The following is a 16,250-nucleotide window of genomic DNA, read 5'->3' as shown; positions in this document are numbered from 1 at the left end:
ACCATGATAGATGAAATTACAAGATACTCTGACGCTGATTTGGCGGAGTTCAAAGAAATAATTCAAAGCAAAATACAAAAAGCACAAGCAGATCTAGATTTAATTAAAAGTGCTTATATGAACGATTTGAATAACGGAACCGACGATACTTCTCCAACTTTTAAAGCTTTTGAAGAAGGAAGCGAAACAATGTCGAAAGAAGCAAACTCTCAGTTGGCTATCAGACAGGAAAAGTTTATTCGCGATCTAAAAAACGCGTTATTCCGTGTTGAAAACAAAACATACGGTATTTGCAAAGTAACAGGTAAATTAATCAGTAAAGAAAGGCTTAAAATCGTTCCTCATGCAACAATGAGTATCGAAGCTAAAAATTTGCAGAGATAACTAAAAAATACACAATGAAATAAGCGCTCCTTTTAGGGGCGTTTTTTTTGTTTAATGTTTTGGATTTTGTGTTTAAGTTTGAATCTTGCTATTTTGAAAGAATTCAATTATAAACTAAAAGGTAATGCCGAAATTTGGAGGCTGTTTTTTTGTAAGAAATAAAAAAGAATAAAAATTGGAAGAAAAAAATATTTTAATTAGAACTGCCAGTGGTAAGACAGTTCTAATTAAAATGAAAATTAAGCTAGATTTTTTTCTAAATCTGCTTTGTGTTTTCTTAAAACCGCTCTTGTCATTCCAAGATTTGCTTTGCTGGCATCTGCAGCAAGATAAATCATGAATTTTTTGTTTGGCGAAATGTCGATAATGTGAATTTGATTTGAAAGTGTAATCAAAATATCCTCGATATCCTGATTTAAATTTAGAGCCTTTACAGCCTTTAATTTTGCTTTTACAACTTCCAGGTTATAAGCAGCGGCCAATTCAGGATCAAAAGCTGAATCTACGGTGATGTTGCCAAAGCTTAATCCTGTTTCAATTTCTGTCACAGCTACAGCTATAAAGCCGTTTACGTTAGTTTTCATTTCATTTAAAAACACGTTTAAAAAATCGTTACTCATAGTTCTTGGGGTTTGTGGTTAATAGATTTATGTTATTTTAATAGTGAATTTTTGCTGAGTTCTACAGATAATTCATCGGTAGAATGCATTAATAAGCCAAGGTTGCTTCCTTCTTTTGAAAATGCAATCACGAAGTTTGAACCGCTTATTTTATTTCCGACGACAACCCCATCGGAACTTTTTAAGTAAAGTTGTTTTAAAGAACCTTTTTCTAAGTCAATTAGAAATTTTTCACTCATAGATAAAATTCCTGCACTCATTGCAGCAATGCTGTCGCTGTAATCCAGATTAAGAGAAGTGATCAGTTTTCCCTTTCCGTTTAAAATTAAAGCTGCGCTGGCTTTAGTATCGACCAAAAATTTGTTAAGAATAGTAGTTATTTCATTCATATTATTGTAAGGTTTGGGATAAAGTTAAAATTAATTCGTTTTTGATATATATTAGCTGTTGTAGTTGCGATTATTCTTAAACAATTGTTAAATTTTTATTAACAAATATAAATTAAATTATGTATCATTGTAAGACCAAATCGTTAAATATTTTATTTTTTTTACTTAAAAAACTTATACTATGGCTAAAGTATTGAAATTCAAAGATGTAAATTCCGATGTTGAGCACAGAATGAAGGAATTTGAAAAATTGCGTGTTAAATTTAAGGCAGATGTTAAAAAAGCAGAAGCAAAGAGAGTTGCTGCTGGAAAACCCAGTAAAGGAATTTTTAAATCTATCTCGGAGTTCTTTACAGACAGCCCGGCAAATGCTGTTGCAAAAAGATAGATCCAAAACCAAAATAGAAGCAAATTATTTTGTTTAAGTTTTATTACAAAACAATTAACGTTCCCAAGGGAGCGTTTTTTTTGATTTAATTGTTATTTTTGCGCATCAAAAAATCATAAAATGTCATTAAGAAAAGCGTATTTCCTTATATTTTTAGTTCTAATTGTTGATCAGCTTTCTAAAATCTATGTAAAAACAAACTTTATTCTAGGTGAAGAAGTTGTGCTTTTTGACTGGTTTAGAATTCATTTTATTGAAAATGAAGGAATGGCGTGGGGAACAAAAATACCGGGAGAATACGGAAAGTTAATTCTAACTGTTTTTAGAATTTTTGCGGTATTCGGAATTGGATACTGGCTTGCTGATGCTGTTAAGAAACGTCACTCGACTTATTTGATTGTTTCAATAGCTTTAATTTTTGCCGGTGCCGCTGGTAATATTGTTGATTCTGTTTTTTACGGAGTTATTTTTGATGACAGTACGCATAATCTGGCAACCCTTTTTTCGCCACATCCGTACGGAACATGGTTTCATGGTTTAGTTGTCGATATGTTTTATTTTCCTATTTGGGAAGGCGATCTTCCGGCATGGATTCCAATTTTTGGAGGAAAACATTTTATGTTCTTCAATGCTATTTTTAATGTTGCCGATATGGCGATTTCTACAGGTGTTGGAATCTTATTGGTTTTTAATAAAAGAGCATTTCCAAAACACTAATAATTATTTCAAAATATTAAAATTCCAAATTCCAATATTTGAAGTGTTCATTGCACGCAGATATTGGAATTTGGAATTTTTCATTATTGGGATTCAATATTATTGTGCTATTTTTACAATACAAAAACCAAACGTATGCAAAGTCCGTCTTTTTCTATTTATGATGCTTCTGCAGGATCAGGAAAGACGTATACTTTGGTCAAAGAATATTTAAAAATTATTCTTTCGTCAAAAACACCCGATGCTTATCGGAATATCTTAGCTATAACTTTTACAAATAAGGCAGTTCATGAAATGAAAAGCCGTATTGTAGGAAGTTTGTCTGAATTTGCAAAAGATGAACCTTCTGCAAAAGCCGTCGACTTAATGGAAGATTTATCTCGGGATATCGGACTTTCAATTATTCAGATTAAAGTAAAAGCGCAAAGTATCATCAAGCATTTAATTCATAATTATGCGGCTTTTGATATTTCTACCATTGATAAATTTACACATAAAGTGATTCGTGCTTTTGCACACGACTTAAATCTTCCCATGACTTTTGAAGTCACTCTGGATACTGAAAATTTATTGGTTGAAGCAGTTGATGCAATTATTGCGCAGGCTGGTCAGGACGAAACGCTGACTAAATTGCTGATCGATTTTACAATGGAAAAAACCGACGATGATAAAAGTTGGGATATATCCAGAGAAATTCTTGAAACCGGACGCTTGGTCCTGAATGAAAATAATCGAAATGAGATTCTGCATTTTAACGATAAAACAATCGAAGAGTTTATTGAGATTAAAAAGAAAATGCTGGCGTTGTGTAAAGAACTGGAATCAGAAAACGAACAATTTGCAATAGAAGCACTTTCATTAATTGATAAAAATGGAATTGATTTAAAATCATTTTCAAGAGGAACATTTCCTAATCATCTTGAAAATATTCGAGACGGGAAATTTAATCCCCGAAATAAAACTTTTCATGAATTCGATGATATTGCGATTAATAAAACAGCAAAAGACAAATCATTAATTGAAAATATAATCCCGGAATTACTTCAGATTTTGGTCAGGGTTTACAAGAATTTTGAAAAACGGGATTTTTACAAAGCATTTCTAAAAAACATTACACCGCTTTCTTTATTAAATACAGTGAGTAATGAATTGGCAAAAATTCAATCAGAACAAAATGTTTTATCCATTTCAGAATTCAATGCGATCATTCATCGTGAAATTCAGAATCAGCCTGCGCCATTTATTTATGAGCGTTTAGGAGAGCGTTACCGTCATTTTTTTATCGATGAGTTTCAGGATACTTCGGAAATGCAATGGCAGAACTTAATTCCATTAATCCATAACTCTCTTTCTGGTGAAGATGATTATGGTAATAAAGGAACTTTGATGATTGTTGGTGATCCTAAACAATCTATTTATAGATGGAGGGGAGGAAAAGCCGAGCAGTTTATTGATTTGGGAAAAGAAGAAGTTTCCTTTTTTAGTCATGAAAAAGTCCTGAAGCATTTAGATACAAACTACAGAAGTTATAGTGAGGTTATTAATTTTAATAATGCTTTTTTTAAATTGATTTCTTCTGAATTTATAAATGAAGATTATAAAGATTTGTATGAAAATCATAGTTTTCAAAATACAAATTCAAAAAAAGGCGGCTATGTAAATATTTCTTTTCTTCCAATAATCGAAAAAAATGATTTTGCAGATGAAGAAGAAGTCGTTGAAAAATCAGATTTGTATGTTTTAGCGACTTTAAATACAATTCAAAAAGTACTTCGGGAAGGTTTTAAGTATAAAGACATTGTTGTTTTAACTAGAAAAAGAGATCAGGGGATTGCAATTGCAAATTACCTGACAGAGCAAAATATTCCGCTTTTATCATCAGAAACATTAATGATTCAAAACGCGACAGAAGTTCGTTTGATAATTAACCTTCTGAGATATTTAAACAACAATGCCGATTTAGAATCGAAAGCTTATTTTCTTCATTTTTTAGCAGAAAATAAAGAAATCGAAATGCCCATTCATGATTTTATTGCTCAGGGAATGGCACAGAAATTTGAAGAAGATTTTGAAAAATGGCTTTTGACATTTGATGTTTCGCTTTCTTTTGAAAATGTTCGAAAAAAATCGCTTTATGAAGCTGTAGAAATAATCATTTCAAAATTTATACCTCCGTCAGAAGGAAATGCTTATGTGCAGTTTTTTCTGGATATTGTTTTAGAAAGAGATATTCGAAACCAAGCTGGAATAGCTGATTTTCTGAATTATTGGGATAAAAATGCTGAGAAATTCAGTATTCCGTCACCGGAAGGAAATAATGCAGTTCGAATCATGACCATTCATAAATCTAAAGGTTTGGAGTTTCCGGTTGTAATTATGCCTTTTGCAGAAGAAGATTATAACAGAAAACCAAAAGATAAATTATGGCTGGATACTGAAGAGTCAGATTTAGGCGTGCCAAAAGCCTTAATTGATAATAGCAGCGCAGTTGAAGGTTTTGGTGAAAGTGCGTCGGTCGTTTTTAATTTGAAAAAGCAAGAAGAATTATTGGATAATATAAATGTTTTATATGTTGCGCTAACACGTGCTGAAGAGCAATTATATATTATTTCTCAATCTTTAAAAGAACGCAAAGACGGTGAATTTCCAAATAATATGGCTTCGTACTTTATTAAATTTTTAATACATGAAGGAATTTTTGATTCTGAAAAGCTGGAATATGAATTTGGCAATAAAACCAAACTTTCCAAATCTGAAGAATCTGTTGATACATTAAAAGTAATTCCGATAGTAAAAGAAGTTTTAAATCCTAAAAATATTAAAATAGCACAACGTGAAGCTTTGATGTGGGGAACACACCAGCAGGAAGCAATTTCGTATGGAAATATTGTGCATGAAATTTTGGCTTTTATTAAAGATAAGTCAGATGTAGATCTTGCAGTTGTAAAAGCACTTGAAAATGGGTTAATTACGATTGATCAATCTAAAATGGTTTTAAGAACACTTAATGAAATTGTCAATCATGATGAATTAAGTATTTGTTTTGATGGTAATTATAAGGTTTTAAATGAACAGACAATAGTTCAAAAAGAAGGGAAAATTTTAAAGCCAGACCGTGTTGTGCTAACTAATAATAAGGAAGCTTATTTATTGGATTATAAAACCGGCGCAATTAATTCAAAATATCAACAACAAATTCAAGAATATCAGGATGCTATTGAAGATTTAGGATACAAAGTGTTAAAAAAGGTTTTGGTATATATAGGATCGGAAATTGAAGTGGTAAATTTGTGAAAATATTAATCAGATGTTAAAGAAAAAACTTCTCTTTTTACGGGTTAAGTTGTTAATATTTAACGTTTTAAATAGATAAAAATGTACGGTAAAATTAAAGAGCATCTGCAAAGTGAGCTGCAGACAATCGAAGAAAATGGAATTTTTAAAAAAGAGCGAATTATAACTTCTGCTCAAGGTGCAGAGATTACAATTTCGACAGGAGAGACAGTTTTAAATTTTTGTGCCAATAATTATTTAGGTCTTTCGTCGCATCCGGAAGTAGTTCAGGCGGCAAAAGATGCAATGGACACCCATGGTTTCGGAATGTCGTCTGTACGTTTTATTTGCGGAACTCAGGATATTCATAAAACACTGGAAAAAAAGATAGCAGATTTTTATGGTACAGAAGATACCATATTATATGCTGCAGCTTTTGATGCAAACGGCGGTGTCTTTGAACCTTTATTAGGAGAAAACGATGCAATTATTTCAGATAGTTTAAATCATGCTTCTATTATTGATGGAGTTCGTTTATGTAAAGCAGCTCGTTATCGCTATGAAAACAGCAATATGGAAGATCTGGAACAGCAGTTAATTAAAGCAACTGAAGCAGGAACTCGTTTTAAGCTAATTGTAACTGATGGTGTTTTTTCTATGGATGGATTAGTTGCTCCCTTGGATAAAATTTGCGACTTAGCAGATAAATATGATGCATTAGTTATGGTTGATGAATGTCATGCTGCCGGATTTATTGGTGCAACCGGAAAGGGTACACTCGAAGCAAAAGGAGTAATGGGACGTGTTGATATTATAACCGGTACATTAGGAAAAGCATTAGGTGGAGCAATGGGAGGATATACGACGGCTAAAAAAGAAATAATAGAAATTTTACGCCAGCGTTCAAGACCTTATTTGTTTTCTAATTCATTAGCGCCATCAATTGTAGGTGCTTCTATAAAGGTTTTTGAATTATTAGAAAAAGATACAACACTTAGAGATAAATTAGAATGGAATACTAATTACTTTAAGGAAGGAATGAAAAAAGCAGGATTTGATATAATAGATGGTGATTCTGCAATTGTACCAGTAATGCTATACGATGCTAAATTATCACAGACCATGGCAAATGAACTTTTAAAACAAGGAATTTATGTTATAGGATTTTTCTTTCCGGTTGTTCCGAAAGATAAAGCCAGAATAAGAGTCCAGCTTTCTGCAGCTCATACTAAAGAACACTTAGACAAGGCAATAGAAGCTTTTAAATTAACAGGTAAAATGTTAAAAGTTATATAATTACCACATTCAAGTAATTTTTGTAGGTTTTTTTTAACATTTGATTTTGTATTTAAAAAATTTGGTGTTACTTTTGCTTGTAATTAACTAAATTGTAATTAAAAAAATTAAGTATGAAACATCTTAACAAACTTTTAGTTGCTGTGATGATGGTGATGGGTTTAAGTTCTCACGCACAAGACAGTAACAATCCATGGGCTATCTCTTTTGGAGTTAATGCCGTTGATACTAGAACTAGTTCTGGTTCAGGAAGTGGATTCTTTGATCAACACTTTTCGCAACCATTTGAAGTGAAAGACAACTGGAATATTCTTCCTTCTTTATCTTACATTGGTGTGTCTAGATATGTTGGTAGTGGATTCTCTGTTGGTTTACAGGGTTCTGTAAACAAAATTGATAAATATGTTGTTTTTAATCGATTTGCAGATTCTGATTCTAGAGGTAATAAAACAATTAATCCTGGTGATTTGATGTACTACGGAATTGATGCTACTATTAAATACAGCTTCCAAGAATTAATCAAATCTAAAGTGATTGATCCTTCGTTATCTGTTGGTGGAGGTTATACTTTCTTCGGTGACAGCAGTTATGGAACTGTTAACCCAGGAGCAGGTATTACTTTTTGGTTTACTGATGCTATTGGTCTTGAGTTAGCTACAAGATACAAATGGTCTGTAAGCGGTGACAGAGACGAAGCTGATGGTGTTACTCCAGATGCTCCATCTCACTTCCAACACACTGCAGGTCTTGTATTCAAATTTGGTGGTAAAGACACTGACGGTGACGGTATCTACGATAAAGATGATGCTTGTCCAGATGTTGCTGGTTTAAAACAATTCAACGGATGTCCTGATACTGACGGAGACGGAATCGTTGATGCTTCTGATGCTTGTCCAAATGAATTTGGTTTAGCTGCATTAAACGGATGTCCTGATAGAGACGGAGACGGTGTTGCTGACAAAGATGACGCTTGTCCAGATACTGCTGGTTTAGCTGCATTAAAAGGTTGTCCTGATACTGACGGAGACGGAATCGCTGATAAAGACGATAAATGTCCTACAGTTGCAGGCCCTAAAGAAAATGGTGGTTGTCCTTTCTTAGACGCTGATAAAGATGGTGTTTTAGATAAAGATGACGATTGTCCTACAGTTGCTGGTCCAGCTAGTAACAGAGGATGTCCTGAAGTATCTTCTCAAGCTTTAGAAGATCTTAAAGTTCAAGCTAGAGCGATCTACTTTAACTCAGGAAAAGCTACTTTCAAAACTGGTGACAAAGAAACTCCAGCTAGATTAGACGCTATTAAAGAAATCCTTAAAAACTATCCAAACGCGAAATTCAGCATTGAAGGACACACAGATAGTACAGGTTCTGCTAAAGTAAACGATAAACTTTCTCAAGATAGAGCTAACGCTGTATTAAACGCTTTAGTTGAAAGAGGAGTTAATCCAGAAAACTTAGAAGCTAAAGGATTTGGATCTTCTCAACCAGTTGCAAGTAATAAAACTGCTGCAGGTAAAGCACAAAACAGAAGAACTGAAATTAAACACGTAGGTTCTAAATACCAAGGTAAACTATAATTTACTTTTGTAAATAAATACTAAAAGCCATTCTTAATTGAATGGCTTTTTTTATTTTTATAAAATGATAAATACATCTTTCTTAGAGAAAATTGCAGCTGTCGTAATTCAGGATTATTCTGATAAACTTGCAGAAACTACTATCGTTTTGCCGAACAAAAGGGCTAAAGTTTTTTTAATTGAAGCGCTTAAAAAAGAAACTTCTAAAACAATCCTTTCTCCTGAAATTATAAGTATTGAAGATTTTGTACAAGATGTTGCTTCAATTAGATCAATAGATTCAATTGAACTTCTGTTTGAGTTTTACGAAGTTTATTTATCGATAACTGAAAAGCAGCATCAGCAATCTTTTGAGTTGTTTGCTAATTGGGCAAAAACACTCTTGCAGGACTTCAATGAAATTGATCGTTATCTTCTGGAGCCAAATCATGTTTTGTCTTATTTAAAAGATATTGAAGACATTAAGAAATGGGGAATAGAGGTTGAAAATAAAACTAAACTTTTAGAAAATTATATCGACTTTTGGAAACTTCTGCCTCTATATTATGATTCACTATATAATCACCTTTTAAATAAATCCATTGGTTATCAAGGTTTGATTTATAGAGAAGCAGTAAATAATCTAAATCATTTTTCAAATACTATTTCAAACCGTAATTTTATTTTTGCCGGGTTCAATGCCTTAAATGCAGCAGAAGAAAAAATTGTGCAGCATCTTTTAGCACTTGATCAGGCCAAAATTTACTGGGATGTAGACCAGGCATTTTTAAATGATCCTTTTCATGATGCAGGACTTTTTGTTCGCCGTTTTAAAGAAAGTTGGAAGCATTATAAATTCCATCCTTTTGAATGGATTGTAGACGATTTTTCTCAAACAAAAAATATTCAGGTTATTGGTACTCCAAAAACAATTGGACAGGCTAAATTGGCGGGAAGTATTATTGAGAATTTAATTAATGAAAATCCAGCAGCTTCTCTTGATAAAGTTGCAGTAGTGCTGGGAGAAGAAAACCTTTTAATTCCAGTTCTATATTCGCTGCCTTCTTCGGTTGGAGCTTTAAATATTACGATGGGGTATTCAGGAAAAAATAACCCCTCGCAGATATTGGTAGCTAAGTTTTTCAAAATGCATACTAATGCACTGTCCCGTGCTGGAGGCAGTTATGTTTTTTATTATAAAGATGTTTTGGATATTTTGACGCATCCTCTAGTTGAGCCGTATGCAAAGACCCATCATATTGTTAGAATAATCAAAGAAAACAACTATACTTTTATTACTCTTAATAAGATTTTAGAACTTAATCAAAATCCGTCCGAATTATTTTCTTTATTGTTTCAGAAATGGGAAAACGGATCTGTAGCGGTTCTTGAAAATATATCTGCAATATTACTTTTGATAAAACACAATTTCAGTAATGATAATGAAGAAGAAAAAATTGCAAAAACTTTTGTCTATGCTGTTTTTAAAGTGATCAATAAGCTTATTAATTACTATTCAAAGCATAAACACATTGATAATATTGATACCCTTCATGCTATTTATAAACAAATTATTGATGTGGCTGAAGTTTCTTTTGAAGGAGAACCTTTGCGTGGATTACAAATTATGGGAGTTCTTGAAAGCCGTGTTCTTGATTTTGAAACCGTAATTGTTACTTCAATGAATGAAGGTAAATTTCCGGCAGGAAAATCTCAGAATTCCTTTATTCCTTATGATGTGAAGAAAGAATTAGGTCTGCCAACTTTTAAAGAAAAAGATGCTATTTACACCTATCACTTTTATCATTTATTGCAGCGTGCAAAAAATATTTATCTGATTTACAATACTGAAAACGACGGGTTAGATGCCGGTGAACGCAGTCGTTTTATAACCCAGCTTGAAGTCGAAAAAAAATTAAAGCATAATTTGACTTTTGATATCTATAATCCGGTATTGCCTGCCACGGCATATCAGCCAATGGTAATTCCGAAATCAGAAGCAGTTATGGAGCGTTTAAAAGAAATTGCCACTAATGGATTTTCTCCGTCGGCATTAACGAGTTATATCCGTAATCCAATTGAGTTTTATTTTCAAAAAATCCTGCGTATTCGTGAAGTTGAAGAAGTCGAAGAAAACATCGCGTTAAATACACTTGGAACAATCATTCATGAAACTTTAAAAACGTTGTATGAACCTTTTATTGGAAAATTTATTTCAGAATCTGACTTATTAAACTGTTTTAAATTGTTAGATGATGAAGTGCTGAAACAATTTAAATTGGTGTATAAAGAGGGAGAAATTAAAAAAGGGCGTAATCTTTTAGCATTTGAAGTTGCAAAACGCAATGTCTCTAATTTTTTGAAAATGGAATTAGAATCGATCAAAAATGGAGATGCAATTAAAATTATTGCTTTGGAAACTAGGTATGAAAGACATCTGCATCATGCAAGTTTGCCATTTCCGGTTTTAATTGGCGGTGAAGTTGACAGAATCGAACTTCGCAACGGAAAAATAAGAATCATTGATTATAAGACCGGAAAAGTTGAAAAAACAAACGTTATGCTCAAATCGTGGAACGGATTAACACAAGAGTTTAAAAACGATAAAATTATTCAGGTTTTAGCTTATGCGTTTATGTTTGAAGAGCATGCAGGAGATACTCCAATTGAAGTTGGAATTATTTCTTTTAAAAATTTAAAATCAGGATTTTTACCTTTTGGATTTAAAGAAGAAAAAGACCTTGATATAACGGTCAGCAAAACGATTCTAAATAGTTATATAGAAGAAATAGTTGTATTGCTAAATGAAATACTAGATATCAATATCCCTTTTGAAGAAAAAATATAATTAGGTGATTTTTTTATAGTTTTTAGATCAATTTATTTGATTCAAAAAATAGCTAAATTATCTACTATAGGTTTTGCTTTCAAAATAAAGAAAAGGCTGTTTCGAATTTCCGAAACAGCCTTTTCTGCGTTTAATATCTTTTTTATTTTAGCTGAAGAAATCTAATAGGACTGGTAATAATTCCTCTTTATTTTCAATATGACTCATATGACCATCTTCAAACGAGACTAATTCTGCCGTTGTGTCTTTAATTTGAGCAAGACTTTCTTCGTAGTTTAAAACGGGATCTTTTTTGCCTAAAATCAACAAAACGGGAAATCTATTTTCGTGTAAAAGCCATTCGCGGTCTTTTCGTATTTTCATTCCTTCGAGCGAAGCTACAATTCCCTGCAAAGGAGTTTTTAGAGCTTGTTCTCGTACTTTTTCAATTTCATCTGCTAAACGGGTTCTGTTGTTTTCGCTGAATAAATTTGCAATCGCCAAGCTTACAAAATTGACATAGTTTTGTTTTACGGCTTTAATGGCACGCGTTCTGTTTAGTTTTTTTTCGGCACTGTCTTCCTTAGAAGTTGAATTTAGTAACACTAATTTTTTAATGTTTTCCGGAAATAATTCGGCGAAAGCCAAAGCAACGTAACCACCCATAGAATGCCCTAAAATAGTGGCTTTTTCTATTTTTAAAGATTGTAAAACTTCATAAACAACATTTGCATTATCTTCCATTTCATGAACATAGCTCAAACAGTCAGATTCTCCGTGACCTAATAAATCGATTGTAATAACACGATATTTTTCGGAAAACAAATTAACATACTTTGCCCACATTTTTTTATTTTCCAAAAAACCATGAAGCATTACAATTGCGGTTCCTTCTCCAGAATCTGTAAAAGATATTTTGGTGTTTTTATATAGAATATTTTTCATCGTAATAATTTTTACAAAAATAACCTTTTGAATTTTAACTAACCAATATTATAGATTTAAGGATTTTTTCACTGAATTAGGAAATATTTTTTTTGAATTTTTAAATGTTAATAAGATTTCTAAGGAATTGATTTTTAGTTTTTAGCAAATTAATTTTATCGACTTGTAAAGTGTTGAAAAATGATTAGTTTTACTTCGTTTTTTAATAATAAACTTACTAAATTATATATGAGATCAACTTTACTCTATGTTTTGTTTTTACTGAATGTTCAATTTGCCTTTTGTCAATGGGTAAATCTAAATACTGGTTTGACAGATGATTTAACTGGTGTTGTTTTTTTTGGTAATAATGGTTTAGTTGCTGGAAAAAAAGGACTTTACTATACTTCAAATGGAGGGGAAGGAGCATCAAGTTGGAAGAGATTTGAGATAACAGATGGAAGCGAAAATGCCAATATCTACAATAATACAATTTTTAGTCATTGTTATTCAGATGCAACAGGTTCGGCTTCTGCAGGAGTTGTTTTCGCTTGCGGACAGAATGCATTGACAAAACAAGCTATTATAATGAAAATTGAACTGCCATCGCTTAACTACCAAATTATATATACAGGAGAGGAAAATTCAAAACTCAACCAGATTACTTATTCAGACTATTATAGATCCTATTTTGCAGTAGGAGAAAATGGACTAATTGTTACTTTTACATCAGCGGGTGTTGCAAAAACTAAAAATCTTGGCACCGATAATTTTTCTTCTGTTGCTTTTTATCAAAATAGGTGTAAAATAGCAACTACCGGTAAAATACTTTATTTTGAGTATTTTGATTCAGGATATAATTTTGTGCCGGTATCAACGCCTGGTTCAGATATTAAGGCCATAACTTATGGTTATGGAACATTTAATACCGGTGTAACTTTTTGTGCAGGAAATAGATTTGCATACTATAGCATTAATAATTCACTAAATAATGACCATGCGAACTTTTATAATGGACCTTTAAATGCAAAGTGTATTTCTGCTAACTCAACAGGCGAATATGTGGGAACAGATCATGGTGTTTATTTTGTTGCCAGTAGTCAGGCATTAGAGTGGCAGACAACATCTTTAAATTATAGTATTAATTGTTTTTGGAAACAAATGGCAAATACGACTTTTTATGCATGTGGAAATTCGGGAATTATATTAAAAACTACTAATGGAGGAGGTACGAGAATTCCTTATGTAAATGTTTCAAGATTGGTAGGCGGCTGCGCCGGAAGTACTGTAACTTTAAAACCTCTTGTAGGCGGAGTTGCAAGTTGTAAATGGTTTGTAAATGATGTGCAGGTTAATGCTGTGTGCGGAAGTTTAACTTATAATTTCAAAACAGCCGGGAATTATGAAATTAGATATACGGTTACAAATAGTTTTGGTGTTGAATCTACAGATTCTAAAAGTATTTATGTTAGTCCAATTCCGAAAATTAATTTACCGGTTATTATAAATGATAATATTCTTTGTAAGAGTGAACCTGTAATAATTCAAATTCAAAATTCTGAGATCGATGTTGTTTATACATTGAGAAATGGTTCCTTAAAATTTGGAACCAGTGAAGTGGGGAATGGACAAACCATTTCTTTAACAAGCGATTTAATTAGCGAATCGGGAGATTTTTATTTAGAAGCTAAAAATGTAAATGCTAACTGTACAGTTAGTTTTACAGATAAATTTCATATTGAGGTTGAACATACAAAAGCACAATTTTATAAAGATTTGATAAACGCTAAGCCTGATGAGACTACGTCATTTTATCAAAAAGCAATTGATGCGCAACATTATAAATGGGATTTTAGCCCTAATGCTTTAACAGCCAATTCAACAGATGCAATAGTAGAAACTAGTTATTCTAAGCCAGGAGCAACAATCACTAATTTTGAAGTTTGGTCGGATAATGGTTGTTACGATAAAACAGAGACAGAAGGACCTTTTATTTATAATAATCCTGAAAATTCGAATAATTGCTGGGCATTAATTAATGATGGAGTCGATTCTCAATGGAATGGATATGAATATGAAGGTAATTACAGTTTAAGTCAAACAAAAGATGGTTTTTTGGTTTCCGGAGGATTTAATGATCAGGTGTTTGATTCGAAGGTTGGGGTTAAACCTAATTATAAAAATAAAAAAGGAAGTTTTCTAACTAAATATGATCGAAGTGGTGTCATAAAATGGGTAGTTAGTACAGAACATGATCTGCAAATTCGTGATAGAGATAAAATATCTTCTTCTGTAGAAGATCATGATGGAAATATATACATATGCGGTACACACCAAGGTATTTTTATAGACAACAAAGGTGATAGAATTAACATAGATCCAATAATTGGGTCTAGCCAAAATGTTGGTTATATCATGAAAATGGACAAAAAAGGAAAAATTATCTGGACATTATCTTTTAGTACTTTGGGTTATGTAGCAGAAAAGCTATACATCGATAAAGAGAATAACTTAGTTACTATAGGTTCTTTTGATTCGCAATATAGTGGAGGCCAATTGTATTTAAATGGAGTTAAAACCGAGACCATAAAACTTTTGGCTGGTGGCTTTATGATGATGAAGATAGCTCCAACGGGAGCTCTTAAGTGGTTCGATGAAATTAAAATTTCATATGTTAATGCAGGAGGGCTTACAGATATTGGTTTTGATCGCGATAATAATATTTACTTAGGAGGTAATTACGAATCGTATGTTAGTTTTTATTCAGCAGGAAATGCAGCTCCGGTCGAAAGACTGGAAGGAGATGGTGGTTACGGAAGTAGAGGTTTTTTAGTAAAATATAATAAAGATGGAATTTTTCAATGGAAAGTAAGAAGTAATACAAAAGATGCTTTTTTTAATGGCGTTTCCATAAGATCAATGGTTACGGATGAAAACGGAGACAGTTATATTACCGGAAGTAATGGGTGCGATGAAGCAAAAGCTATTCATTTTTTTGAAAATAGTGACGGAACAATAACGCAAAAAAGTATTGGAAGCTTTTATGTAGCAAAAGTTAATTCCCTTGGAAAATGTGAATGGATAACAGGGACCCAATATACTGGAGGCGGTGGAGCTAAAATGATTAAGGATAAAGATAAATTGCATATTATTGGAGGAGTTGCGGATGGAGGCAATTTTATTACAGCCGATGGAAAGTATTATAATTTATCGATTAGTAATTATGATTTCTTTTTAGCTACTTATGATTTATCAGGTAATTTAAAAAAGATAACAGCTAATGGAGATAACAAAAATCATGTTAATGTGCCTTACATGGAAATATTTGATTTTTTCAAAGCAGAAGATGGATCATTTTATTTATCTAGTAATTTAAGAGGGAGTAATTACAGCAGTTTTGGCAGTACATTAAGTACCAATGGTATTGATGGCACAGTAGTCCATTTTGATGAAGATTGTGGAATTCTTAAGTATGAAAATACATTATCAACAGAGGATTTTACAAAAACTTCAAATGCGGTTATTTATCCTAATCCAACTTCGGGTAAGATTTCAGTAGATTTAAAAAATTATGACGGAAATGCAAACGTGCAGATATACGATGCAAACGGAAAAAAAATAAGTGAAGAAAAAGCGGTTGATTTATCGAAACTTGATTTAACAATAAACGGCAGTCAAGGATTGTATTTTGTAAAAATTAAAGCAGGTAATAAGGTGCAGACCTTTAAAGTTTTAAAGCAGTAAATAAATTTGCAGTGAGAAAAAAGAAACGGCCTTCAGAAATGAAAGCCGTTTTTGTTTTTAAAATTAAATAAATAATACTATAGAATATTACAGTCTTTGAGTGCACTTGAGCTGTTTTTTAAGAACATTAAG

Annotated in this window: 11 protein-coding genes; 8 read left to right on the top strand and 3 right to left on the bottom strand. The window is 32.3% G+C overall.

Features of this window, described 5'->3' with window-relative positions:
* The first annotated feature begins 3 nt into the window (after positions 1-3).
* A complete protein-coding gene (locus tag ASD98_RS21630; protein ID WP_017497677.1) occupies positions 4-384 on the top strand; it encodes a TraR/DksA C4-type zinc finger protein in 381 nt (126 codons plus the stop codon).
* Between the two features lie 239 nt (positions 385-623).
* Here the strand turns inward: ASD98_RS21630 and ASD98_RS21625 are convergent, their stop codons facing one another.
* Both ASD98_RS21625 and ASD98_RS21620 read right to left on the bottom strand, forming a co-directional pair.
* Positions 624-1,004, bottom strand: coding sequence for a hypothetical protein (locus ASD98_RS21625; RefSeq protein ID WP_056208693.1), 381 nt, complete (start codon positions 1,002-1,004; stop codon positions 624-626).
* A 32-nt stretch (positions 1,005-1,036) separates the two neighbouring features.
* Positions 1,037-1,393: a roadblock/LC7 domain-containing protein gene (locus ASD98_RS21620; RefSeq protein ID WP_056208690.1), complete on the bottom strand. Its 357-nt coding sequence runs from the start codon at positions 1,391-1,393 to the stop codon at positions 1,037-1,039.
* 181 nt (positions 1,394-1,574) lie between these two features.
* Between ASD98_RS21620 and ASD98_RS21615 the strand changes: the two genes are divergently transcribed.
* The 6 genes from ASD98_RS21615 to ASD98_RS21590 all read left to right on the top strand — a co-directional run bounded on the left by ASD98_RS21615 (position 1,575) and on the right by ASD98_RS21590 (position 11,471).
* The gene (locus tag ASD98_RS21615; protein WP_056208687.1) at positions 1,575-1,781 is read left to right on the top strand and encodes a hypothetical protein; all 207 of its coding nucleotides are present in this window, start codon (positions 1,575-1,577) and stop codon (positions 1,779-1,781) included.
* Positions 1,782-1,901: 120 nt separating this feature from the next.
* On the top strand, positions 1,902-2,498 hold the full coding sequence (locus tag ASD98_RS21610; RefSeq protein WP_056208686.1) for a lipoprotein signal peptidase: 597 nt from the start codon (positions 1,902-1,904) through the stop codon (positions 2,496-2,498).
* 135 nt (positions 2,499-2,633) lie between these two features.
* A complete protein-coding gene (locus ASD98_RS21605; protein WP_056208982.1) occupies positions 2,634-5,792 on the top strand; it encodes an exodeoxyribonuclease V subunit beta in 3,159 nt (1,052 codons plus the stop codon).
* 81 nt (positions 5,793-5,873) lie between these two features.
* Entirely contained in the window at positions 5,874-7,067 is a 1,194-nt protein-coding gene (gene kbl / locus ASD98_RS21600) for a glycine C-acetyltransferase (protein WP_056208683.1), read from the top strand.
* 113 nt (positions 7,068-7,180) lie between these two features.
* A complete protein-coding gene (locus ASD98_RS21595; protein ID WP_056208680.1) occupies positions 7,181-8,644 on the top strand; it encodes an OmpA family protein in 1,464 nt (487 codons plus the stop codon).
* 64 nt (positions 8,645-8,708) lie between these two features.
* A complete protein-coding gene (locus ASD98_RS21590) occupies positions 8,709-11,471 on the top strand; it encodes a PD-(D/E)XK nuclease family protein (RefSeq protein WP_056208980.1) in 2,763 nt (920 codons plus the stop codon).
* Positions 11,472-11,618: 147 nt separating this feature from the next.
* Here ASD98_RS21590 and ASD98_RS21585 read toward each other — a convergent pair whose 3' ends face one another.
* Positions 11,619-12,395, bottom strand: a complete 777-nt coding sequence (locus ASD98_RS21585; protein WP_056208678.1) for an alpha/beta fold hydrolase — start codon at positions 12,393-12,395, stop codon at positions 11,619-11,621.
* A 228-nt stretch (positions 12,396-12,623) separates the two neighbouring features.
* On the opposite strand from ASD98_RS21585, the gene ASD98_RS21580 reads away from it, so the two are divergent.
* Positions 12,624-16,118: a T9SS type A sorting domain-containing protein gene (locus ASD98_RS21580; RefSeq protein WP_056208674.1), complete on the top strand. Its 3,495-nt coding sequence runs from the start codon at positions 12,624-12,626 to the stop codon at positions 16,116-16,118.
* Positions 16,119-16,250: the final 132 nt, after the last annotated feature.

The sequence above is a fragment of the Flavobacterium sp. Root186 genome, assembly GCF_001428525.1.
Classification (GTDB): domain Bacteria; phylum Bacteroidota; class Bacteroidia; order Flavobacteriales; family Flavobacteriaceae; genus Flavobacterium.
This window is presented reverse-complemented; position numbering and strand designations above follow the sequence as displayed.

Bases quoted from the DNA above. Each gene is read 5' to 3' on its own strand.
- ASD98_RS21630 (WP_017497677.1), top strand. From the start codon at position 4: ATGATAGATGAAATTACAAGATACTCTGACGCTGATTTGGCGGAGTTC.
- ASD98_RS21625 (WP_056208693.1), bottom strand. From the start codon at position 1,004: ATGAGTAACGATTTTTTAAACGTGTTTTTAAATGAAATGAAAACTAAC.
- ASD98_RS21620 (WP_056208690.1), bottom strand. From the start codon at position 1,393: ATGAATGAAATAACTACTATTCTTAACAAATTTTTGGTCGATACTAAA.
- ASD98_RS21615 (WP_056208687.1), top strand. From the start codon at position 1,575: ATGGCTAAAGTATTGAAATTCAAAGATGTAAATTCCGATGTTGAGCAC.
- ASD98_RS21610 (WP_056208686.1), top strand. From the start codon at position 1,902: ATGTCATTAAGAAAAGCGTATTTCCTTATATTTTTAGTTCTAATTGTT.
- ASD98_RS21605 (WP_056208982.1), top strand. From the start codon at position 2,634: ATGCAAAGTCCGTCTTTTTCTATTTATGATGCTTCTGCAGGATCAGGA.
- kbl (WP_056208683.1), top strand. From the start codon at position 5,874: ATGTACGGTAAAATTAAAGAGCATCTGCAAAGTGAGCTGCAGACAATC.
- ASD98_RS21595 (WP_056208680.1), top strand. From the start codon at position 7,181: ATGAAACATCTTAACAAACTTTTAGTTGCTGTGATGATGGTGATGGGT.
- ASD98_RS21590 (WP_056208980.1), top strand. From the start codon at position 8,709: ATGATAAATACATCTTTCTTAGAGAAAATTGCAGCTGTCGTAATTCAG.
- ASD98_RS21585 (WP_056208678.1), bottom strand. From the start codon at position 12,395: ATGAAAAATATTCTATATAAAAACACCAAAATATCTTTTACAGATTCT.
- ASD98_RS21580 (WP_056208674.1), top strand. From the start codon at position 12,624: ATGAGATCAACTTTACTCTATGTTTTGTTTTTACTGAATGTTCAATTT.